The organism is Psychrobacillus sp. MER TA 171 (assembly GCF_023713305.1).
Lineage (GTDB): Bacteria > Bacillota > Bacilli > Bacillales_A > Planococcaceae > Psychrobacillus.
The window spans coordinates 266,434-288,551 of record NZ_JAMAWN010000001.1 but is presented as its reverse complement, the minus strand read 5'-3'; the positions used below and the strand labels follow the sequence as shown (position 1 = coordinate 288,551).

Annotated in this window: 18 protein-coding genes; 6 read left to right on the top strand and 12 right to left on the bottom strand. The window is 37.0% G+C overall.

The genetic code is table 11. From position 1 onward, the window contains the following. Nucleotides 1-91 precede the first annotated feature (91 nt). Complete coding sequence (locus tag M3627_RS01275; protein WP_251552670.1) at nucleotides 92-1,072, top strand: bile acid:sodium symporter family protein; 981 nt, start codon at nucleotides 92-94, stop codon at nucleotides 1,070-1,072. 397 nt (nucleotides 1,073-1,469) lie between these two features. Here the strand turns inward: M3627_RS01275 and M3627_RS01270 are convergent, their stop codons facing one another. Genes M3627_RS01270 through M3627_RS01260 form a run of 3 tightly spaced genes read right to left on the bottom strand, consistent with a single transcriptional unit; the run spans nucleotide 1,470 to nucleotide 5,745 of the window. Continuing rightward, nucleotides 1,470-2,906: a M20 family metallopeptidase gene (locus tag M3627_RS01270; protein ID WP_251552669.1), complete on the bottom strand. Its 1,437-nt coding sequence runs from the start codon at nucleotides 2,904-2,906 to the stop codon at nucleotides 1,470-1,472. A 6-nt stretch (nucleotides 2,907-2,912) separates the two neighbouring features. Next, nucleotides 2,913-4,214, bottom strand: coding sequence for an amidohydrolase (locus tag M3627_RS01265; protein WP_277347142.1), 1,302 nt, complete (start codon nucleotides 4,212-4,214; stop codon nucleotides 2,913-2,915). A gap of 22 nt (nucleotides 4,215-4,236) precedes the next feature. Continuing rightward, the gene (locus tag M3627_RS01260) at nucleotides 4,237-5,745 is read right to left on the bottom strand and encodes an AbgT family transporter (RefSeq protein WP_169361446.1); all 1,509 of its coding nucleotides are present in this window, start codon (nucleotides 5,743-5,745) and stop codon (nucleotides 4,237-4,239) included. A gap of 137 nt (nucleotides 5,746-5,882) precedes the next feature. Between M3627_RS01260 and M3627_RS01255 the strand changes: the two genes are divergently transcribed. Then, on the top strand, nucleotides 5,883-7,196 hold the full coding sequence (locus tag M3627_RS01255) for a helix-turn-helix domain-containing protein (RefSeq protein ID WP_169361438.1): 1,314 nt from the start codon (nucleotides 5,883-5,885) through the stop codon (nucleotides 7,194-7,196). 39 nt (nucleotides 7,197-7,235) lie between these two features. Here M3627_RS01255 and M3627_RS01250 read toward each other — a convergent pair whose 3' ends face one another. After that, on the bottom strand, nucleotides 7,236-7,763 hold the full coding sequence (locus tag M3627_RS01250; RefSeq protein ID WP_169361439.1) for a hypothetical protein: 528 nt from the start codon (nucleotides 7,761-7,763) through the stop codon (nucleotides 7,236-7,238). Nucleotides 7,764-7,969: 206 nt separating this feature from the next. After that, nucleotides 7,970-8,470: a competence protein ComK gene (locus M3627_RS01245; RefSeq protein ID WP_169361440.1), complete on the bottom strand. Its 501-nt coding sequence runs from the start codon at nucleotides 8,468-8,470 to the stop codon at nucleotides 7,970-7,972. A gap of 231 nt (nucleotides 8,471-8,701) precedes the next feature. Here M3627_RS01245 and M3627_RS01240 point away from each other — a divergent pair, with 231 nt between their 5' ends. From M3627_RS01240 to M3627_RS01230, 3 genes are all read left to right on the top strand, one after another. Continuing rightward, nucleotides 8,702-9,211: a sigma-70 family RNA polymerase sigma factor gene (locus M3627_RS01240; protein ID WP_251552668.1), complete on the top strand. Its 510-nt coding sequence runs from the start codon at nucleotides 8,702-8,704 to the stop codon at nucleotides 9,209-9,211. 74 nt (nucleotides 9,212-9,285) lie between these two features. After that, on the top strand, nucleotides 9,286-9,681 hold the full coding sequence (locus tag M3627_RS01235; protein ID WP_169361442.1) for a hypothetical protein: 396 nt from the start codon (nucleotides 9,286-9,288) through the stop codon (nucleotides 9,679-9,681). Between the two features lie 135 nt (nucleotides 9,682-9,816). Next, complete coding sequence (locus M3627_RS01230; protein ID WP_251552667.1) at nucleotides 9,817-10,641, top strand: aldo/keto reductase; 825 nt, start codon at nucleotides 9,817-9,819, stop codon at nucleotides 10,639-10,641. A 329-nt stretch (nucleotides 10,642-10,970) separates the two neighbouring features. Here the strand turns inward: M3627_RS01230 and M3627_RS01225 are convergent, their stop codons facing one another. The 5 genes from M3627_RS01225 to M3627_RS01205 all read right to left on the bottom strand — a co-directional run bounded on the left by M3627_RS01225 (nucleotide 10,971) and on the right by M3627_RS01205 (nucleotide 16,367). Beyond that, nucleotides 10,971-11,627, bottom strand: a complete 657-nt coding sequence (locus tag M3627_RS01225) for a ribonuclease H family protein (RefSeq protein WP_251552665.1) — start codon at nucleotides 11,625-11,627, stop codon at nucleotides 10,971-10,973. Nucleotides 11,628-12,594: 967 nt separating this feature from the next. Further along, a complete protein-coding gene (locus tag M3627_RS01220) occupies nucleotides 12,595-12,837 on the bottom strand; it encodes a hypothetical protein (protein ID WP_169361226.1) in 243 nt (80 codons plus the stop codon). A gap of 162 nt (nucleotides 12,838-12,999) precedes the next feature. Next, nucleotides 13,000-15,216 (bottom strand): hypothetical protein, encoded by a 2,217-nt coding sequence (locus tag M3627_RS01215; RefSeq protein ID WP_251552664.1) that lies wholly within the window; start codon nucleotides 15,214-15,216, stop codon nucleotides 13,000-13,002. Between the two features lie 152 nt (nucleotides 15,217-15,368). Continuing rightward, a complete protein-coding gene (locus M3627_RS01210) occupies nucleotides 15,369-15,815 on the bottom strand; it encodes a VCBS domain-containing protein (protein WP_251552663.1) in 447 nt (148 codons plus the stop codon). Between the two features lie 87 nt (nucleotides 15,816-15,902). After that, nucleotides 15,903-16,367, bottom strand: a complete 465-nt coding sequence (locus M3627_RS01205; protein WP_251552662.1) for a VanZ family protein — start codon at nucleotides 16,365-16,367, stop codon at nucleotides 15,903-15,905. Nucleotides 16,368-16,704: 337 nt separating this feature from the next. Here M3627_RS01205 and M3627_RS01200 point away from each other — a divergent pair, with 337 nt between their 5' ends. After that, on the top strand, nucleotides 16,705-17,802 hold the full coding sequence (locus M3627_RS01200; protein ID WP_251552661.1) for a hypothetical protein: 1,098 nt from the start codon (nucleotides 16,705-16,707) through the stop codon (nucleotides 17,800-17,802). A gap of 277 nt (nucleotides 17,803-18,079) precedes the next feature. Here M3627_RS01200 and M3627_RS01195 read toward each other — a convergent pair whose 3' ends face one another. Together M3627_RS01195 and M3627_RS01190 are read right to left on the bottom strand one after the other, a co-directional pair. Continuing rightward, nucleotides 18,080-20,668, bottom strand: a complete 2,589-nt coding sequence (locus M3627_RS01195; protein WP_251552660.1) for a bifunctional 2',3'-cyclic-nucleotide 2'-phosphodiesterase/3'-nucleotidase — start codon at nucleotides 20,666-20,668, stop codon at nucleotides 18,080-18,082. A 535-nt stretch (nucleotides 20,669-21,203) separates the two neighbouring features. Further along, nucleotides 21,204-21,962, bottom strand: a complete 759-nt coding sequence (locus M3627_RS01190; protein WP_169361221.1) for a hypothetical protein — start codon at nucleotides 21,960-21,962, stop codon at nucleotides 21,204-21,206. Between the last annotated feature and the right edge of the window lie 156 nt (nucleotides 21,963-22,118).

The following is a 22,118-nucleotide window of genomic DNA, read 5'->3' as shown; positions in this document are numbered from 1 at the left end:
AAAAAATTATAAAAATTAGTTGTTTATATATTAAAATATAATATAATCAATATTATATTATGACACCAACAGGTGAATAAGGAGGAAATAAATGAAAACGCTTCAATCAATTAGTAACTTTGCAGGTAAGTATTTTGCCTTTATCGTAATCTTGTTTTCCGTACTAGCATTTATGGCACCAAGTATGTTCACCATGTTTTCTGCATACATAACGATTTTACTCGGTATTGTCATGTTTGGAATGGGGCTAACGCTTAAAGCCTCTGATTTTAAACTCGTTTTTACAAATCCTATCCCTGTATTAATAGGGCTGGTTGCTCAATTTTCCATTATGCCAGCAATTGCTTTCGTAATAGCATATCTATTAAATCTTCCGCCACAACTTGCAGCAGGATTGGTATTACTCGGAAGTGTTCCTGGAGGCACCTCATCTAACGTCATGGTCTTCCTAGCAAAAGGAAATGTCCCCTTATCTATTACCATGACAAGTGTTTCTACATTACTTGCACCCGTGATGACTCCCTTGCTACTGCTCATATTTGCCGGGCAATGGCTTCCAGTTGATCCGATGTCCATGTTTATGTCTATTATCCAAGTTATTATCATACCTATTATTTTAGGGTTAGTCGTAAGCAAGTTTCTACCGATTGTTACAGAAAAAAGCATTCCGATTCTACCACTCGTTTCAATAGTAGCTATCACTATTATTATTTCTGCGATCATTGCTGGTAATAAAGAGAATATTGCAACAGCTGGAGTTTTAGTATTTGTTGCTGTGTTACTGCATAATGCATTTGGTTTACTTCTCGGTTACTTTGCAGCAAAGCTATTTAAATTATCTAAGCAGGACCAACGTGCAATATCTATCGAAGTAGGCATGCAAAACGCTGGACTAGGAGTGTCACTGGCTAATAGTTACTTCTCTCCATTAGCTGCATTGCCAAGTGCATTTTCTTCTGCTTGGCAGGTTATTACCGGTACATTCCTTGCAACCTATTGGGCAAAGCGCGAAATTAAAAATACATCTGCTTCAGACAAACCATTGGAAGTAAAACGTGTAGAAGAATTCTAGTTTAGCGTAGTGGATAGTAGAGCTTGCCGACAACTATAAACTATTTCATAATTCAAGGGAATGTTAGATAGAAAGATTTAATAAAATAGATAGTTGATTATTAATTAGCAAACAAATACTTAAGTAGAATCGAGTGAAAAAAATATGAGACCGATCTTACTTTTCTTGTTGCTAATAATCTGTTTTGGACAAATTGCCTCCGGTTTATATATGCGACACAAGAATAGAAGAACACATGGCATAATTTTTATTAGTGCGGGTATAGTAGGCATTGCAATTGGTTTAACGTATCACTTTTTCTTCACCCAACCCTTATCAAAATACGGCAATTTGAAAAAACAGACCAAGAAGAATCATTCTTTTTGGTCTGTTTTTTAGTTTCGATTAATTTTTCATTTTACATAGCGCTTGGGCGTAAATCTGCTGGCAGTGGATTTTGGTATCCATCTCCGACTTGCTTTACTAATTCTTTTTTTGCATCCTCAATTAGCTGTGGATTATCAAACAAGTCTACTGCACTTGCAGCTATTACCTTACTTGCATAGATCAATCCTTTATGTGCTAATGATGTCTTCCCCTGAGATACGAGCTGCCATGTGTGTAACGGTGTTCCCGCTACAAAACAAGTCGTGAAAAACTGAGCAGTTGGCACAATCCAGCTGACATCCCCTACATCGGTCGAGCCCTGCATGACCTCACGATTTTTCACATAAGGAATAATTTCCGTAAAGAATGGAGAATCTGCCGAATAAAACTCTTCCGAAACTGTATATGCAGAAAGCTTTTCTGCATCAATTACCGCAGCCTCGACTTCTTCAGAAGTAATAGTTTTAGCCATCGCCTTAGCGTATTCCATTTCCTCATTGTTATAGGTAGGTAATCCAAATTGCTGAAGCTTTTCATCCATCAAAACATTCAATGTATGGTTAGGAATATAATTAGAGCAGGCTTTATTAAATTTCACCGTGAGCTTTGTACCCGTCATTAACGCGGCACCTTCCGCAATATTAACAACTCGCTGATAGATTGCTTCTACATCTTTTAACTGGGGAGCTCGGATTAAATATAACACTTCTGCATCTGACTGAACGACATTAGGGGACGCCCCTCCAGAATTGGTAATTGCATAATGTACCTTTGCCTCGGAAATAATATGCTCTCTTAAATAGTTAACCCCTACATTCATTAGCTCAACAGCATCTAACGCACTTCTCCCTAAGTGTGGAGAGTTAGCCGCATGAGCCGCCTTTCCTTCAAACGAGAAATAAACCTGATAATTCGCAAGCGAAGAAAAAGAAAAGATTCCCGTATACGAATTTGGATGCCAGGTAAGGGCCGCGTCAATCCCGTCAAAGACGCCGTCTCTGACCATATACGTTTTACCCGACCCGCCTTCTTCTCCAGGGCAACCAAAATATTTGATGGTACCAGTAATTTTGCCTTGTTCGATCAAATCCTTCACCGCAAGAGCAGCAGCTATCCCTGCTGTACCTAAAAGATTATGTCCACAGCCATGTCCATTACCATTTTCAATAATCGGCTCTCTGACTGGACTTCCAGCTCTTTGGCTTAAACCAGACAACGCATCGAATTCACCTAAAATACCAATATTCGGCCCACCTTGCCCAAAGGTAGCGGTAAAGGCAGTCTCAATATCGCCGACACCTCTCTCCACTATGAAGCCCTTTTCCTCTAAAAAGTTACTCAATATCTTAAAAGATTCGAACTCCTGAAATCTTGTTTCTGGAATATCCCATATACGATCACTTAGTTGGATAATTTCCTCTTCGTATGATTCTATTAGACTAGTTATTTGATCTTCTATTTTAATCATTAGCACTCACCTTTCATGTTGATAAATTTGTTCGATCGTAGCTAACCAAGTTTGCAATGCAATAGGTAGCACCGCTTCATCGATATCAAATCTTTCATGATGATGACCAGCTGCTAGTGTTGTTCCGAAAATGGAATAGGTAGATAAACCACCATTCTGTTGGACTCGTTCCATCATGAATGTCGCATCCTCTGATCCAGCAGCAAAATTAGCTGTAGGTATAACTTCATTTACACCAGCAACTTCCTTCGCTGCCTTAATCACAAGTTCCGCCAATTCATTGGAGGAAGAGCATGTTCTTGCCTCACCTACAATTTCATAGGAAAGGTTTGCCCCGTGCATTTTAGCTGCCCCTTCCAATACGGAAATAGCCTGCTCATGCACATAGGTATGCACCACACTGTTTTCTCCACGTGTCTCAAGCTTTAACGATGCATGAGAGGGAATAATATTCCGCCCATCCCCGGCTATGCACGTACCCACGTTAATACGAGAAGCCCCACCACTATGCCGCGAAATGGAGTGAAGTCCAAGAATGGCAGAGGCTGCAGCTAATAATGCATTCGTACCCTTTTCAGGCTCAGCACCTGCGTGAGCAGCCTTCCCAGTGAAGGTTGCATCTATTTTAGATGTAGCTAAAAACCCATTGGAACCTCCAATTACCGTGCCTAAAGGTGATCCTGTACCGACATGCATGCTGAGAAAGTAATCGACGTCATCTACTACACCAGCATCGACCATGGACTTTGCTCCTCGCACTCCTTCCTCTGCTGGCTGGAATATAATCTTGATAATCCCTTCTATATTCTCTTTATTTTGCGAGAGAATAGTAGCCAGCCCTAAACCTATCGAGCTATGAGCATCGTGACCACAAGCATGCATCCTGCCTTCATATTCAGATACAAACTCTTCCTCTATCGGTAGATGAGTAGTCTCTTTTGATTCTAAAATATCTAAAGCATCCATATCGAAACGAAAACCAATTGTCGGCCCTGGCTTGGAGCCTTGTATAGTTCCTACAACCCCAGTATATCCACCGACCATTTTTTCTAAGTATTCGATATGTCCCCCGTTTTTCACGGCACTTTCATAAACCTTCGTTAGGATTTCCTCTGATGGTACTCCCATACGATTCTCTGATACTACTTCTCTACCTACCTGCACTTGAAAACCAAGATTTTTCAGCTCATTTGCTATAATGGAAGCGGTTCGAAACTCTGTCCATCCTACCTCTGGATATTGATGGAAGCTTCTTCTCCATACCTTCATTTGTTCTAATGAATTCGAAGGAATTGTAAATAAACTCAAGTACGTTCACTCCTTAATTCATTTAATTTAAATACAAGGATACTCCTGGCCCGATTGGAATTCCGAAAAATGCAAAAACTAACATTAGAGCAATCCAAACGATTAGGAAAACAATAGTATACGGAAGCATTAGTGACATAAGCGTACCAATACCTGCTTTTTTATCGTAAAGGTGCATGAATGATAAGATAATCGCAAAATAAGGATTCAACGGTGTCACCATATTCGTAGAGGACTCTCCAATACGATAAGCTAGTTGGATAAATGCGGGATGATACCCTAGCAGCATAAAAATCGGGATAAATACGGGACCAACTAATGCCCATAGAGCCGAGCCACTAATGATAAACAAACTTAAAAATGCTACTAAAAATACAAATAACACGATAACAAAAATATTTGTCATATTGAACTTTGTTAATAGATCTGCGCAATTTACAGCTAACCAAATAGCTATATTCGACCAGTTAAAATAGGCAACAAACTGAGCAATCATAAAGATTAAAACGATATAGCCAGACAAGCTTCCTATCGCCTCTGTCATTATTTTTGGAACATCAGCTGTAGACTGAATTTTTTTTGTCGTAACTCCGTAGACAATACCTACCGTTACAAAGAACAAGAACAAAACAGGAACAATCCCTGATAAAAATGGTGAACGTAAAATAGTGCCATCTTCATTTAAAAGTGGAGAGTTAGGAATCAGCATACCAATAACTACAATTGCAATAAATATAATGGCTGCTATTAACGTATTTCGTAATCCTTTCTTTTCCAAAGGGCTAATATCTTTTGAGAACGCTTGTTGCTTCCCTGTATATGTACCAAGTCTAGGCTCAACATACTTTTCAGTAATAATGGTCCCTACGGCTGCAAGTAAGAACGTAGAGACACTCATAAAGAACCAGTTATCTAGCGGTGTTACGATTACATCTGGGTTAATACCCTTAGCAATTTCCGTAGAAATACCAGAAAGTAATGCATCCGTTCCTGCGATTAGTATATTTGCTGTAAAACCAATTCCTGTACTAGCTACACCAACTGCTAAACCTGCTAGTGGATGTCTGCCTAGAGATAGAAAAACTAGAGCCGCTAAAGGTGGAATTACTACAAATGCAGCGTCTGAAGCGATATTTCCTAAAATACCAATAAAGAACACGGTAAACGTAATAATTTTAGTAGGTGTTTTTACAATGGCACGCTTCATAAGCATTTCCAATAAACCTACTTTTTCCGCTAATCCGATTCCTAACATAATTGTTAGTACGAGACCAAGCGGTGCAAAACTAGTGAAATTGGTCAGAGTATTAGCTAGTATAAACTGGAGACCTTCGCCCGAGAGAATACTCTTAACTGCAACTGTTTCCTCGGTATTCGGGTGGATAACCTCTGCACCAACTAAATTTAAAATTGCTGAAACAATCATTAATGCCAAAGTTAGATAGAAAAAGAGAATAAATGGATCTGGCAGCTTATTTCCTATCCGTTCAACTAAAGAAAGAAACTTGGAAAATTTACCGTTATCTTTCATTTCAACACTGTTAGTTGTAATAATAATCACCCCTTTTTTTATTAAAAGACACTTTTTGTACCTGTCTTTAAAGAATAGGGTAAACTATAATTAGACAAAATTCAACAAATTTTTAGAAAAAGGAGAACATTATAAATATGCCTCGCATTTTAATATTGACTACCGAGAATTCACTAGAATGGGTTAAGCAGGTAGAAACACTACCAGTAGAACCATGTGAGTATAGTTTTATGGTGTACCAATCATTAGAGCATTTAAAGGATATTTTTTTAGAGCAGATTCGATTAGTCGACGGAGTTCTATTTAGCGGACAAATCCCACACTTTTTTGTCCAGCAGCACTTCCCCGATATTGACATTCCGATGTTACATTTTGATGTTACGCAAACGGACTTCTATCGTGCATTATCTGAATATATGTATACAAACCGAGACTTTCAGATGAAACGTTGCTTGATAGACTTTTTATATGAGGAAAATAACTATCTTGGAGTGAAGGAATGGACTGAGAAAGAGGACTTCCCTTATATCTTTGATGCAACCATGCAGTCCTATGCAGATCACCAGGTATATGAAAAAATGACGAACTACCATGTGAAGCTTTGGAAGGAAGGGAAAATAGATGTTAGCATGACACGACTGAGTCGCCTTCCTGACATACTGAAGCCGTATGGAATAAATTTAATTTTAGTTGTACCTTCCCAAAGAAGCATGGTCGAAAAAGTAAATGAGCTCTTAAAAGAAATTCAAATACTCCAGCTAATTGAAAATCAAGTAGTCATAGCACATTTAGAGCTATCTATAACACGGGAAAATTTTAGAGATTTGGAATATAAACAAATGTCCTTATACAAAGCAATCCTAGACTTTAGCCGAGGAAATAATATGAAATTTATCATTCATCAAAATACGTTTTTCTATGAAGTTATAACGAATTACTGCGACTTCAAACTAATAACAAGTGACATGGAGAGCTGCAAACTAGTCAGCTACCTTTCAGCCGAGCTACCATTTGTAGTGAAAATTGGATGGGGAATTGGCAATTCTATTCAAGCAGCACAGTTAAACGCAGAAAAAGCGGCTCACTTATGTACAACTTCGGAAACACAGTCCTATATATTAACAAAAGAGGCAAAGCTCATTGGACCTCTTGGAAGCGAAGACTATATTCAAGTAGATACTCAGTACGATTCTGCAACAGAAAAGCTAAGCGCTAAGCTAAACACGACGTCCCTTCAGCTGAAGAAAATAATCGCAGTAATGAACAAGCTTCAAACAAACATCCTGTCAGCGGAGGACCTAAGTATTCACTTGGGTATTACCGAAAGAGCAGCCAATCGTATTCTGAAAAAGCTAGAGGAAAAAGGGGCGGCAAAGGTTACGACACAGCAGCAAAAAAAACTAAGAGGACGACCCAAAAAAGTATATCAGCTTTATTTAGAGGAGGTATAAACGTAGGCAGCCAATCATTACAAAATTGGCTGCCTACTTTTAATTTATCTCTACATATGTACTGGAAATCTGCTTATACATGATGATAGGTTCTTTTTCTATGTTGTAAGATGTAAATCCTAATTCAGTATAGTACGGTGATATACTGGTTAAGTTATCGATTACGTGATGACGGCTATTCGAAATTAAAATCAATTCAACATTTAATAATGATAATTGATCCTCCAGCTTTTCATAAATGGCAATGCTAAGCTCCTTTTCATCCCAAGGTTCTTTGAGATTCAATGTATGAAAAACAGCTACGATACTATTGATCTTATCTACTTCACAAAATTTTTCTAAACTTATTAGAGAGTACGATAGCTTATCAGACAAGCAATCTGCTTCTCCACAAAGATCTAGATAAGAGGTTTTTACTGGATTAAACAAATGTAAGGAGGCTTCGCCTATTAGAATTGGATCGTCATGAGAATCTTTATAGATGAAACACTGGGCAAGAACTCTAAAGAACGATGTACCCTCCTCAACTGCAAGTTTAAAGTCGACATAAACGTTAGCTACGTCCATTCTATTCCCTCCATATATTCAAACCATTTTACATCAAAATATTATTTCATTTTTACCAATAATTTGATTCAACACGTATATAAACAATTGTAATAGATAGATTGTATCATTAATATAGGTTTAAAGAACTATATATTAATATAAAAAAGCGACTGATTATGGAGTAAACAGCCGTTTTATTAAGGAGAAACTATTTTTCTATTTAATTACATTTTGTTTGGAAATTTCAAATCAAATAAGTCTACCTTCTCACTTAACATACTAAATAAATTCATTGTTGTGTGTAATCGCTCCTGCTGCTTCAACAACGTATACTTAGAAACAGCTACTTCCACGCTTATTTTGTCATAAAACGTAAGCTTGCATAAACCCCTTCCCTGGTTCTCTATTTGAAACAAATGATTAAATATCCAAATACATTCTAAGTCCTTATAAGATCTTGTTGGAAAAGCACCGATTTTTTCAGCTATTAAAATTGGTGACTTGTTTGCATAATTCATCATTTTCTTAGTTGCTTCCATTCGACCTTCTAATGTAGAAGCATGGCGAATACATGCTAAATTCAGTAGTTGATTGACGGATAAGGAAGATCTGAAAACTCCATGTGTTGTAGTGATAATGGATTTATATCCCCCACAAAATGCTGATTGAATCATAAGTGTATATCTCGTTATCAATAAAGAATCGTTATACAGCAGTTTTTTCACTCCCCTGTTTCCCCTTAAATAAATAATACTAAATACCCTCTCCTTTGTATAGTCTGAATTAACTGAATAATTGTAATTATTAATATAATATGGATTTTAATTTATTTTGTCGTATTTCATTAAAATTTTGCAAAACAAATATAACGTATGTATGTCAATTCTTCATATTTCCACATTCGAATATCGCGAGACTTCTCGTTATGCTATGGAATACCTAGGAAAAAAATAGTCATGCATGATGGAACGGGAAAAAATTTGGAACGTTTTGAAGATATTTTGTTTGCCTATAAGCCAATGATATCTGCCTGCATTAGAAAATTAAATATTTATAAAAACTACGACACTTTTAGACAGGCTGGATATATCGCACTATGGAAAGCTTGGTTAAAGTATGACGCTACCAAAGGCGACTTTGCTCCCTTTGCATACCGGACAATCTATGGAGCATTACTCGATGAATTAAAGAAGGAACACCTCAACGAAGAACGTTTTCAAGTTATAGAAGAAGAACAATTGAGCAACCTACTAGAGAATGACAAGCTCCCTACTATTGAACATGACCAATTGTCCAATGCTATAAAACAATTATCGGTCGACGAAAAAGAATTATTACGCTGGCTATTTGTGGAGGAGACCTCTCTCAAACAAGCTGCTACAAGGTATGGAATAACTGTTTCTGGAATTAAAAAGAGACGAGAACGACTACTATGTAAAATGAGGAGCTTGATGGGTAGAGGATAATTTTATTTGGGAGGTGTTTGGTTAAGATTTGAAGTGGGTATTATTTAAGTAAGACTCAAAAGGGAGTGATAAGAATGTCAAAAGTTAACAAGCAAGCATTACTCATCGGAAGCGTCGCAGCCTTCGCCATTACTTATTTATATAAAACAGAAAATCGTAGTAAAGCTAAGGTCGCTTTAAAAAATACGAAAGCAAAAATGGATTCTTATATGGACTCACGCAAAAATTCACCAACATATGTGACGAAAACAGGGTTTTCTGATCCTGGGGATCCAGATGATAACCGTATGATTGAAGAAGGTGCAATGACAAGTATTCAATATTTCAATGCTAATGCCCAAGATAAAAAAGGGAAAAACAACTACCCAAAATCACATAAAAAACAAACACCTGTTACAGAGGAATCACTAGAAGAATCCAACAATGATTCTCCAGCGAAACAAGAAAACACAAAAAGAATGAATCCATAGTAATCAGAAGCCTGTACTTAGAGTACAGGTTTTTTCCTTGAATGGAGTTCCAATTAAATGCAAAAATAATTATTTTCTATTAAACTAAAATGGTAATTGTATGCAAAATATAGGAGAGATGGGAGTAATGCTAGAATGAATTATATTACCTTAAATAATGGTTTGAAAATGCCCCAGCTTGGATTTGGAGTTTGGCAAGTACCAAGTGAAGAAGCTACGAAAGCAGTTTCTAAAGCAATTGAAGCTGGATATCGTTCCATTGATACAGCAATGATTTATAAAAACGAAGAAGGCGTCGGTGAGGCATTAAAAAATGCCGATGTAGCTCGCGAAGATTTATTTATCACTACAAAGGTTTGGAATAGCGACCAAGGCTACGAAAATACCTTACGCGCATATGAAGAAAGCCTGGAACGTCTAGGTCTTGACTATGTTGACTTATATTTAATTCACTGGCCAACCCCTCAATTTGATAGTTATGTTGAAACATATAAAGCGATGGAAAAGCTATACAAAGATGGACGAGTAAAGGCGATCGGTGTTTGCAATTTTGAAATAGAACATTTAGAGCGCATTTTAGAGGAATGTGAAATCCCACCGGTATTAAACCAAGTAGAATGTCATCCTTACTTAGATCAAAGTAAACTAAAGGAATTCTGTGCCAAGCATAATATTTTTGTAGAAGCATGGAGTCCTCTAGACCAAGGTGGCGAGGTCCTGCAAGATTCCATCATTCAAAAAATTGCAGACACGCATGGCAAATCACCAGCACAAACCGTTTTACGCTGGCATTTACAAAACAACACCATCGTAATCCCAAAATCAGTTACTCCATCGAGAATCGAAGAAAACTTCCAGGTGTTTGATTTTGAATTAACTAACGATGAAATGGAACAAATCAACAGCCTAAACAAAGATCGACGTAAAGGCTCTCATCCAAACGAAATGAATGTTCGATAAAAATTAGAGTCCACTTCCTAAAGGAAGTGGATTTTATTGTTTAGGAAATTTTATGACTCTGAACCTATGGATAAATTGATGTCTAGCTCCAGCCCCTTGCCCCTCGGGGTCAAATGGTTAAAAGCTCCGGTGGCTGAGGAACTGCCTCCTCGCTTTTCTCCATTTGCCTGTCGGGGCAGACATAGGCGCTTAGGCTTTTCTTGATGTCTAGCTCCACCGCCTTGCCCCTCGGGGTCAAATGGATAAAAGCTCCAGTGGCTGAGGAACTGCCTTCTCACTTTTCTCCATTTGCCTGTCGGGGCAGACATAGGCGCTTGCGCTTTTCTTATTTACAGTAGTTCACTGTTAGCTATTATCTCAATGCCGTTCAATGCCTGGGTAGCTAGCCTGTCTGCCTCACTATTCTCCTTGCGAGGCACTGCCTCATACGTTGGATCAATCCCAAGTTTTTTCATCTTCACTTCTATGCGATCGGCCCAGCCCGATAGACTCGGCTCAATAACAGCCCACTCCCCACTCAATTGATTAATAACAACCTGCGAGTCACCAATAAACGTCACAGGCAAATGGTGAACACCAAGCAGCTCCAATTCCTTCAAACACATATGTAGAGCAGCATACTCCGCCTCATTATTAGATATTAAATGTGCGGAAGGAGCATTACTCCGAAGGCGATACGCCTTACCACTCTGCTCATAATAAATTACACACCCCATACCCGACATCTTTGTTTGAATATCAAAGCCTCCATCAAAGTAAACACGCACATTATGAGGCTCCGTTTCAATACTCTTCAAGTAGCTCTTTAACTCCTTTAAAAGCCACGAGCTATCATACTGATCAATAAAATCCATCTGCTTTACTCTACCTGTTTTTTGAATATCTTCTGCAATAAGGAGTGCTTTAGCAACAGGCATTTCATCTGACCGAAAAAACGTCTCTGCCCCTCTAGGCGTTGTATAAGTCCACTCAATACGAATCTTCATCCATTCTCCCCCAGATTACACCAATATTTCCTTCGAATAATTACAACTAGTTTACCCGTTTCATACAGCTTTATGTTCCGTTTATGAAAGTTTTAGCTATTTATAATAGAAGGAACTCATTTATCCGTTTACTAAGTGAGTATTTGGTATGCAAGAATAGGCTTGCAGTCCCTGCCGACCTCCTACTCCAGTCAAATTTACGACAATGAGCAGCTAGTTTACTACAATCCTGCATTACTTTACGACAATCAACCCGTAAATTACTACAATCCTCGACCGCTCTCCTACTCCAGCCAAATTTACGACAATAGGCAGCTAGTTTACTACAATCCAGCATTACTTTACGACAATCAACCCGTAAATTACTACAATCCCTCGACCGTTCTCCTACTCCAGCCAAATTTACGACAATGAGCTAGCTAGTTTAATACAATCCGGCATTACTTTAAGACAATCAACCCGTAAATTACTACAATCCCTTGACCGCTCTCCTACTCCAGCCAAATTTACAACAATGAGCAGATAGTTTACTACAATCCTGCATTACTTTACGACAATCAACTCGTAAATTACTACAATCCCTTACCCGCTCTCCTACTTGAGGCAAATTTACGACAATGAGCAGATAGTTTACTACAATCCTGCATTACTTTACGACAATCAACCCGTAAATTACTACAATCCCGAGCCAGCTCTCCTACTCCAGTCAAATTTACGACAATGAGCAGATAGTTTACTACAATCCTGCATTACTTTACGACAATCAACCCGTAAATTACTACAATCCCTTGCCCGCTCTCCTACTCGAGGCAAATTTACGACAATAGGCAGCTAGTTTACGACAATCAGCTATTTCTTTACGTCAAATCCCTCGCAAACATTCTCTTTTCCAATCAAATTCCTCTTCCAAACTAAAAAACAGGTTGTCCGAAGATGTGGATCTTCAAACACCCTGTTTTCTATAAGCTTAGTGGTTCAACCTTGGCTTTACATAACCAAAGCGGTGGAATAGTACCTCTCCTGCAATTTCTATGTAAGTTTTGGCTTGGTTTGGAGAGCAATACATAGCTCCCTTCTCTACAAATGGTTCTTTATCGTCCGAATGATTATAGTCCATGACAATTACTATATTTTTGCGATCCTCTTGTAGTTTATTTATCATGTACTGTGTAAAGGACGTTTTACCCAAAATGATATTTACTTTTAGCACTTCATCACCTCGTTTGTAAAAAGAATAGTATTACTTTATATTCTATAAGAAGAAAACTGAAAAGATTGTCGAAACTAGGCGAGAATCCATATTTTTTTTCATTAATTTATAAAAAATAAAAGCTATTCCCCGGGAAATATATCGAAGAATAGCCTTTATTGATTATTTTAAAGAATCTCGAAGAATTGTTCCATCCAATTTCGAGGCTTTCACACTGTATTCTAGCTGGTCTTGATTGACTATGCCAGAGGTCGAAGTAATAACAAAAACGGATGCATCAAAACTAAAGTTGTCATCTCTTGAAACAAAATCAACGATCTTTAAAGTATCTTCATCCACATAATCTACACGCACTTCCACTGAACTGCCAAACCCATCATTTATAGTGATCGTCCCCGAAATCTTTGTCTTAAAGGCGTGATTAAATGAAGGATTTATAAATTGGAAATCAAGCGTATCCATTATAGAAATTCCTTTGGAGGCTTCGTCATGGTAAGTGATAGATGTTGAGGCAAAAGCTCCCTCCTTTATCGTAGCATTGGCCTGATCCACCGAGCCTGTGCCATCGATACCATCCTGTCCGGGACCATACTGATACGCAACAAAGGTATTCTCTATGTTTTGAAGCAAACTAACGGTTCCAACTGTCCAATTTCCTTCCTTGTCCACAGTTACCATACCAACATAAGCACTATTACGATAAACCTTCACTTTATTTCCTGGTTCAGCTGTTCCACTTATCTCGTAATATGAGCCATCAAAAGTAACAGATGATTTAACAGGGTTCTTAATGGTAACAGGGGCATAACGAGTGATATCCGAAATAATATTCCACGTTGATATATCCTTTGGATGAAGATTATACCCAACCGTCAGCATATCTCCCTCAGTCAAAGCTGCTACAAATTCATCTACAGAAACAATCTGTCCATGAATAAAAAATAAGTCATTCGTATCCCATTTGTATTTAATACCGTTAACTACTATGAAATTTGAATTCTTATGAATAGGTGCATTTTCCAGCTTTAAATTATATTCTCCTGTATTAGGTTGCAGCTGATGGAAATAAGTAATTGCAGCTTTTTTACTTGTTTGATTGCCATCAAGCTTTTGAATGGTTGGTTGCACGCTCGTTGCCTCACTTGAAGAAGCCTTTACCGTAAAAACGACATGACCGTTCTGGTCGGCATAATGGCTCCATTCCTGACTTCCAGTATTAACCTGACCATTAAAGGAAGTAATAATAGCTGTCGTAGCTTCTCCATTAGGTTGAGCCAGGTTTATTTTTACTCGGCCGTTATAAGGTGAACCATCGCCATTTGTAAACTTCGCAATATACACACGAGTATCCGTTGTTTCAAGGTATTGATCTTTTAGATCAGTTAATGAAATACCTGATGTGTCCTCAACTGAAGGTGTCGTAAATTGAACGGAATGCCCTTTCCATTTCAGGGTGTAGTCCGTAGCTGATTCTAATTCTGAAGTTGATAATTTAATAGACTTTCGATCATCTGAAAGCTTGGCCTGCTGAATTATTTCCCCCGGAATAATAAACTGACCAGGTTCTAAATGATTAACATTTTGATCCATTGCTTTTGACAATTTCAAGGTTACAGTATGTTGGCCTTCAGGTGTTGCAAAAAGAGGTAACATAGGAATGACATCCTCTACAGCCACGTATTTGTTTACTAACTTGGAGTGAAATCTGTGGTTGTTCTCGAAATCGGTTAAGTATTGATGAGCCTTCATCAGCTCTAAATCAGCTTCTATGTATTTATTTTCCTTCAAAAGTTGTTCTGCCTTTTTTATATGCATATGTACGGTTACATCGTATCGAATACTTTGTATGAGATGTTCAAAGGTGGGCTTTACTGAGTTTCGTATTCCGTCTCTAGTGGACTGCCCATAGACTCGATCCAGTAGCTTGGCTTGCTTACGATACTCTTCCGAGGCCACGTGGTAGGCAGTTTCTATATCATCTAAATTTCCAGATGATATTGCTTGTTGAACATTCGACGTTAGGACTTTTATTTTTTCACTTGAAGTAATTGCATCTATGTATGCCTGTGCTCGCTTTACTTGGACCTTTGCGTCTACCAGTGATGCCTGTACACTTAATCTTTTAGAGCTCGAGAGACTTGCAGCCGCTTTTTCTGCTGCTTCTATGTATTTTTTCGTTGTATTATATTCTTCATATGGCTTTGTTTTGAAATCTGCAAATCCTTCTACAGAAATGGCCCACTTTAAAATGGTGCTTGCGTTTTGCGCATTTATTACAAGCTGATTCACATTTGTTGCAGCGTCCGCTTGGGTTAATGGCGTAGCTGCTACAATTGCTGAGGCTGCTATAGAAATTTTGAACGTTTTAGACTTTCGCATATGGTGCTCCCTTCCTTTTATATTAATCATAACATGTAAATTAAGGTAAAAATATTACTAAATTTAGGTAATTTTTAATTATTTATTTCAATATTTACCAAACAGATACACATAAAAATGTCCCATCAACTCAATGATGGGACAGAATTAGGCTAATCAACTGAGATGACAGTTAGATTATCTTTTTTAGGAGGCTCAACTGGAAGCGTATCTCCTGGTTTTGGATTAGCTGGCGTTTCGATTACATCTGGTTTATCACCTTTTAATAATTTTAGCTTAGCTTTCGATGGAGTTTCGTACTTAATAGATATATCCTTTTTCACGAAGTTCCCTCCTCCTACACCATAAAGACCATTGTGGGCACCAATATAGCGATATACGCGGTATTCCTCGCCCTTTTTCAAGCTTCGTACCTTTGTTAAAGATTGATCAGCCTCTAGTTTCCAAAGAGTTGTATCGGATTGGACCGTTACTTTTCCAATTTGACCAACCTTTAGCTCTGTTTTTCCCCACATTACTTTTCCAACTGCTTCAGCGGTTACAGAATGAAGTAATGTAAGAGAAACTATTAATATTAAAAATGAAATTATCTTTCTCATAAATAGGAGCCCTCCCATTAAGTTCAGAATATTTATTCTTTATTATAGAATACCATAAATACCGCAAAAGTGGCATACACAGATAAACTAATTGGAAGAATTCAACCGGGAGATGAATACACGAATTTTAGAAAGTAGTACATACCCAATAATTCCAATACTAGCACCCACAGTATCTATAAATACATCTCTCACTTGAGCCCCCCTGCCTAGTGCAAATAACTGTAGTGTCTCGTCTGCTATAGCAAAGACCACGCAAATAACTAGTGAAAATGCCATACTTGGTAGGAGATTTAATCGCGTAGATTTTAAATACTGCATTAAAAGAATACCAAGGATAAAATACACTAGAAAATGAGCTTGTTTCCGTATAACGATGTAGTAGTCATCTTTAATTATATTCGTTTCAGGTGCAACAACATTTGCGGCCTGTTTAATAGTATGCGCTACGTTAGAGCTCAGCTGGCTAGAGACACTTGCTGGCTGTTGAGATAAATAAAAAATAATTCCCATCCATATAATTACTACACCAAATAGAAAAATTTTCCTCATAGTTCTATATTCCTCTCCTATTATTAAACTCTCTGCAGACCACCTATTAATACCATTTCAAACCATATTATCATTTAAAAATACTTATTAATAATACTTAAATTAAAAAATATATCGAAATTTGTAGAACTATTTTAGTACCCAAAGCAAGACTTTTGTATTACAATCATATTAGTCTATTTTTTGACAATTCCATTTTTTGAATTGAGGTAAGGAAATGAAAGAAGATCATAACCTAAACGAACACCTTTTTATCACCCTTTTTACAGCTTACATATTTAGCAAAGTAATACATATAGCTTTACCGACATTCAACATACTTTTATTATTTACATTAATGACGGTTATTATAACAATCCTCCGTATATTCTCAAGCTATATGGTCGGACAAGTAATTGTGTTTACAGGAATAGCTCTTCAACTTACTTACGTTGTAAAATTTATATTTTCTCTATCATTGATAGGTTTGTCAGTGGTCGGAGGTACTTTTTTAGTTTTACTGATCACCACTTCGTTTTTAATTTCAGAAAAAGCAACTAAGAATTCTATTAATCAAAGCTTATTAGCAGCAAGCTCAATTTCTGTAATGTATCTATTTATAGCAAATACGCCCTTATACCTTCTTTTATATCTGACATATCCAGTAGCCGTTTCTTGTATTTATGTGAGTTTAAGCAAAAAAGCAGAATATGGCTTCACCATTGTGATGATCAACACTGCTACTTCCATAGCAGCAGCCTACTTAATATCTTTACTTTTAGGATTACCAATGACGGATACTATTTTGATAGCAACTTTAATTTCAACTTTCGTCGTTTCTTTTATGTACAATGATGAAACTAAACTAGTGTTTATGCTAGGATATCAACGTTTCCTTACTCAAAAAGAAAATTTAAAGAAAGATATTTTTATACTAAAAAGAGCATTAATGAACGTAAGTGATATGACAAGTAAAGAACTTTTAGAAGCAGTAAACTCACTAAACGATTTTAAGCGCGAGAGAATAGTAAAGAATTTAAGTCCAGGCATCATCACAAGATTTGACTTGCAAGAAAGACATAAACAGTTAAAAGCTACCGTATGGCTCCTAGTTTTTTGCGCGTATGTAACATACTGTGCAGTGGCATATTATGTTTCCACTATCTCACACGATTATTTAATTGCTTTTTTAATCTTTGCCCCAATCTATTTCCTAAGCGTCCCTTATATAATCAGCCAAATTCTGTACAAAAATCTTATTCGATACGTCAATCAACAATTCATCATTCCTTACAACAAGCTCATAGACAAGAGAGATGCACTTAAAGAGGAAATTACCAATCTACTACTTGCTAAGGGATATAAAATGGAAGACAAAGATTTATCTTTCGTCTCTGCAACCACCTACTCTACTTACGGCGGTAGGACAGATTCAGAAACTCCAAACGCTTTCTAACAACTTAAAAGCAGTCGAAGCTCACTAAAAGAGCCTCGACTGCTTTTTCATTAATATTAATAGCTGCCACAGTGCTATTACTTCTTGTGGTACAGGTTTCTCGCTTGTTTGTTTCTTTCTTATGTTACAGGTGCCTCTCTTTTGTTACAGGTGCCTGGCACCTGTAACAAAGATATAGGTAACACAACACCTGTAACACAAGTCGTAGCATGCCAAACAAAAAAATCCTTTCTAGCGAATAATGCTAGAAAGGATTTTTAAAGGTTTTTATTTCACCTTATTTAATAGAATACTTACCAAATCCGTCTGTGCCTTCACCCATGAATTGAATGTTGCCATCAGCTGGAATTACTTTTGCTGCATTTTTCGAAGATTCGAATACGATTTTTGCAGTTGCTGGAAGAGGTGCAAATTTCCAGTTTCCATCAGCAGAAGGATCGATTGTTTTCTTCTCTAGAATGTAGTCAATGATTGCTTGACGGTTTTCATCAGGATATACTTCTGTTTCGGTTGCATTACGCACACCTGGGAATGTTCCATTTGCGCGGTAATTATTTGTTGCTACAATGAATTGTTGCTTTAAATCGATAGGCTTGCCATCAAATTGTAGGTTAACAATACGTGAAGCATCTTTATTCACTAGATTACCATCTGGATCATATTTCGCTGGTTTTGTTACATCAATTTCATATGTTACTCCATCGATTACATCATAGTTATATGAACGGAAATCTGTATTGATTAACTGTTGTTCACCTGTTTTGTTTGCATCAATTTGGTTGAATTGCCCAGCAGACATCTCTAACCAGTCTTTCACATCTGCCCCAGTTACTTTCACATAAGAAAGTGTGTTGTCGTACAAGTATAGATCTGCAACGTTTTTAATCGCTAACTGACCTGTAGGGATATATGTGTAATATTCTGAATCGCTTCTTGTTCCTGCTTTAAATGGAGCACCTGCAGATAGAACTGGAATGTTCTCATTTGCAGTTCCTTTTAGCTTAGCTTTTACATATTCTGTTTGTGCATCTGTAACGATTTGGATTGATGGATCATCTTGCACTTGAGAGAAGTAGCTGTGAATATCCGCTGTAGTTGTACCTACTGCTTGGCGAACATAGCTAATAGTTCCTTCATGCGCTTCTTTAACTGCATTTACAATTGTTTGGTCTACATCAGATGCATCCTTAGCAATTGTACGAACTTCTGCTTTAGAAGAAGCAACTTTCCAGCCTTTGCCGTCTTTTTCAAGCGTTAAATCAATTACACCTAAATGACTACCAAACTTACCAGGCATTACAACTGGCACGCCGTTCATCGTTCCCTTGTCGATATCCACATTAGTTAGGGAAGCATCCACTTTGCCAGGGAACACTTGGTGCGCGTGACCTGTGATAATTGCATTTACATCCTTAACTTTAGTTAATAAATAAGTTACATCCTCTTCGCCAACCTCATGTGTTGCATCACCCATACCTGAGTGAGAAAGAACGACTACTACATCAGCTCCTGCTTTTTTCATTTCAGGAACAACTTTTTCGATAGCTTGAACTGAATCATCTACTGTCACTTTTCCTGTTAAATGAGATTTATCCCATTTTAGGATTTGTGGAGGTACGATACCAGTTACCCCTACTTTAACCGTGGATTTATTACCAGCTGCATCAACCACTTCTTTGTCGATTAATACGTATGGTGTATAAGCTAACTTACCAGTAGCTGCATCACGAACGTTTGCATTTACATAAGGGAAATCTGCATCATCCATTACCTCGTCTAAGAACTCAAGGCCATAGTTAAACTCGTGATTACCGAATGTTGCACCATCATAGTCTAAAAGCTCCATCGCTGTAATAGAAGGATGCTCTTCTCCATCCACTAGCTTGTCCACTGAAGATTTATAAGAGCCTAGAGGAGTCCCTTGGATAGAATCTCCGTTATCAAATAACAATGAATTACTATTTTCAGTACGTGCATTTTTAATTAATGTTGCTGTTTTAGCAAGACCTAAGCTGTTAGAAGCAGTGTCTTTATAATAGTCATAGTTTACGATATTAGTATGAATATCAGAAGTTCCTAAGATACGTAAAGAAACAGTTCCTTTATCTCCAACCTCGTCACCAAACTTTTGATTATATAAATCTTTTAAAAATTGTTTCAATCCTGGGAATGCATTAGAAGCAGGAACCTTATCAATTAATGGATAAACTTTAAGAAGAGCAGCCTTAGCTTCCTCTTTCTTACCTGCTTGCATTAATTTATCCGCTTCCACTATACCCATGAAAATAGTTACTGGAATCTGTAACTCGTCACGTTTAGCGTTAGCCGGATCTTTATATTCTTTTAACAATAAATCACGTGCCGCTTTACCAGAAAAACGATACATAATAGATGTTCTAGATTTTAACTGAGCAGATAAAGCATGATAAGACTTTTCAACCTGGAATACGTTTCGAGAAGCTTCTGCCTCTTCAATGTCCTCCATGATTGGGTTCAAGTATTTATCCGCATAATTATAAGCATCAATATAAGGGATAATTCCTTTTGAAATTTTTTCATTATACAAAGCATCTAAATCTTTTAACATAGTAGCTTTATTTTTTGCATTAGATTTAGCAATAGCAGCTTTCGCTTTCGCATAACTTGCTTTCGCCTTGTTTAAAGCGGGATATAATTCTTTAGAAGTAGCAATTTTACCTTTTTGAGCTGGCACAACGTAAGCATACGCTGCATTTTTCATGTCCATACGAGCTTGGTCTACAATTTGTTGTGTCGAACTACTCGCAAAAGTCACATTTGCTGAAGCAAACAATGAAGTCGCAAGTGCAGCAGCAACTACCGATTTTTTAATAGAATCTTTTTTCACAATCCCACTCCTGTTTCTAATTATAATTAATACTCTAACTAGTCTACCTATTTATAAAACATAAAATAATTAGGTACTTCCTTAAAGATAATCAATTATCGTAACTAAAACAATACACTCCCTGTTAAGACTATGTAAAATCTATCAAAATACATAGAACATATCCAAAAATCTAGTAAACAAACACACAAAAATACTGGATTATAGCGTTTATATTACAGGTGCCTGGCACTTGTAATATTCTTGATATAAGTATTCTTCGCTATATCTTGTACCATTCTGTCCACACTACCAATCCTTGTGAAAATTTATCATTACGAGTGCCTGGCACCTGTAACCTATTGTGCGAGATTTCTACCACCGCTTAAATTCAAAAAAGACCAGCTCAGTAGATTACTGAACTGGTCTTTCTATTAGTTTTAAAATAGTTAGAGATTATGGAGTCCCTTCTATACGAGTAAGCTGCTATTTTTTCTATAGAGTTTACATAGAAATTCATCCATACCTAAGCGCTAAGCGGTTAGAAATAGCTAACTTACTTTGCCTTTTTTATTTCTGCGTCATACTTTTCATTTATCCACTGTTTAAGGCCTGGGAAAATATTAGACTCTGGCATTTTATTAATTAAAGGTCCGACAGTTTGAAGGACTTCTTTTGCTTCTGCTTTTTTACCTTCTTGCACTAACTTATCTGCTTTGACTACTTGCATAAAGATAGTTACAGGAACTTGTAATTCGTCACGTTTCGCATTAGCTGGATCCTTGTATTCTTTTAACAATAAATCACGTGCAGCTTTACCTGAAAAACGATACATGATTGACGTTCTAGTTTTTAGCTGAGCTGATAATTCATGGTAAGATTTTTCGATTTGGAATACGTTACGTGAAGCTTCTGCTTCAGCAATATCCTCCATGATCGGGTTTAGATATTTGTCTGCATAATTGTAAGCATCAATATATGGAACAATACCACCATTTACTTTTTCTTCATACATTGCATCAAGCTCTTTCAAGATTTTCGCCTTATTTTTGTCATTAGACTTAGATACTTGAGCCTTTGCTTTATTATAGCTTGCTTTCGCTTTGTTTAAAGCTGGGTATAACTCCTGACTTGTAGCAACTTTACCTTTTTGTGCAGGTACCACATAAGCATATGCCGCATTCTTCATGTCAATACGAGCTTGATCTACAACTTGTTGAGTCGAACTACTAGCAAAAGTTACATTTGCAGAAGCAAATAATGACGTGGCAAGCACAGTAGCAGCTACCGTTTTTTTAATAGAATTCTTTTTCATAAATCCACTTCCTTTTCTTTTTTTGAGCCATTTATTATTTTAAAATAATAATTTACTCTTAACTTTAACATAAAGAAATAATCTATGCAAAACAAGAAATTCACACTAAAACAAAGAAAAATCAATCTTTCTAATTAAATAAATAGTTATTTATGG

What these genes read in the sequence shown, in the direction of transcription:
- M3627_RS01275 (WP_251552670.1), top strand. Translation starts at nt 92, where the DNA reads ATGAAAACGCTTCAATCAATTAGTAACTTTGCAGGTAAGTATTTTGCC.
- M3627_RS01270 (WP_251552669.1), bottom strand. Translation starts at nt 2,906, where the DNA reads ATGATTAAAATAGAAGATCAAATAACTAGTCTAATAGAATCATACGAA.
- M3627_RS01260 (WP_169361446.1), bottom strand. Translation starts at nt 5,745, where the DNA reads ATGAAAGATAACGGTAAATTTTCCAAGTTTCTTTCTTTAGTTGAACGG.
- M3627_RS01255 (WP_169361438.1), top strand. Translation starts at nt 5,883, where the DNA reads ATGCCTCGCATTTTAATATTGACTACCGAGAATTCACTAGAATGGGTT.
- M3627_RS01250 (WP_169361439.1), bottom strand. Translation starts at nt 7,763, where the DNA reads ATGGACGTAGCTAACGTTTATGTCGACTTTAAACTTGCAGTTGAGGAG.
- M3627_RS01240 (WP_251552668.1), top strand. Translation starts at nt 8,702, where the DNA reads ATGCATGATGGAACGGGAAAAAATTTGGAACGTTTTGAAGATATTTTG.
- M3627_RS01235 (WP_169361442.1), top strand. Translation starts at nt 9,286, where the DNA reads ATGTCAAAAGTTAACAAGCAAGCATTACTCATCGGAAGCGTCGCAGCC.
- M3627_RS01230 (WP_251552667.1), top strand. Translation starts at nt 9,817, where the DNA reads ATGAATTATATTACCTTAAATAATGGTTTGAAAATGCCCCAGCTTGGA.
- M3627_RS01225 (WP_251552665.1), bottom strand. Translation starts at nt 11,627, where the DNA reads ATGAAGATTCGTATTGAGTGGACTTATACAACGCCTAGAGGGGCAGAG.
- M3627_RS01215 (WP_251552664.1), bottom strand. Translation starts at nt 15,216, where the DNA reads ATGCGAAAGTCTAAAACGTTCAAAATTTCTATAGCAGCCTCAGCAATT.
- M3627_RS01210 (WP_251552663.1), bottom strand. Translation starts at nt 15,815, where the DNA reads ATGAGAAAGATAATTTCATTTTTAATATTAATAGTTTCTCTTACATTA.
- M3627_RS01205 (WP_251552662.1), bottom strand. Translation starts at nt 16,367, where the DNA reads ATGAGGAAAATTTTTCTATTTGGTGTAGTAATTATATGGATGGGAATT.
- M3627_RS01200 (WP_251552661.1), top strand. Translation starts at nt 16,705, where the DNA reads ATGACGGTTATTATAACAATCCTCCGTATATTCTCAAGCTATATGGTC.
- M3627_RS01190 (WP_169361221.1), bottom strand. Translation starts at nt 21,962, where the DNA reads ATGAAAAAGAATTCTATTAAAAAAACGGTAGCTGCTACTGTGCTTGCC.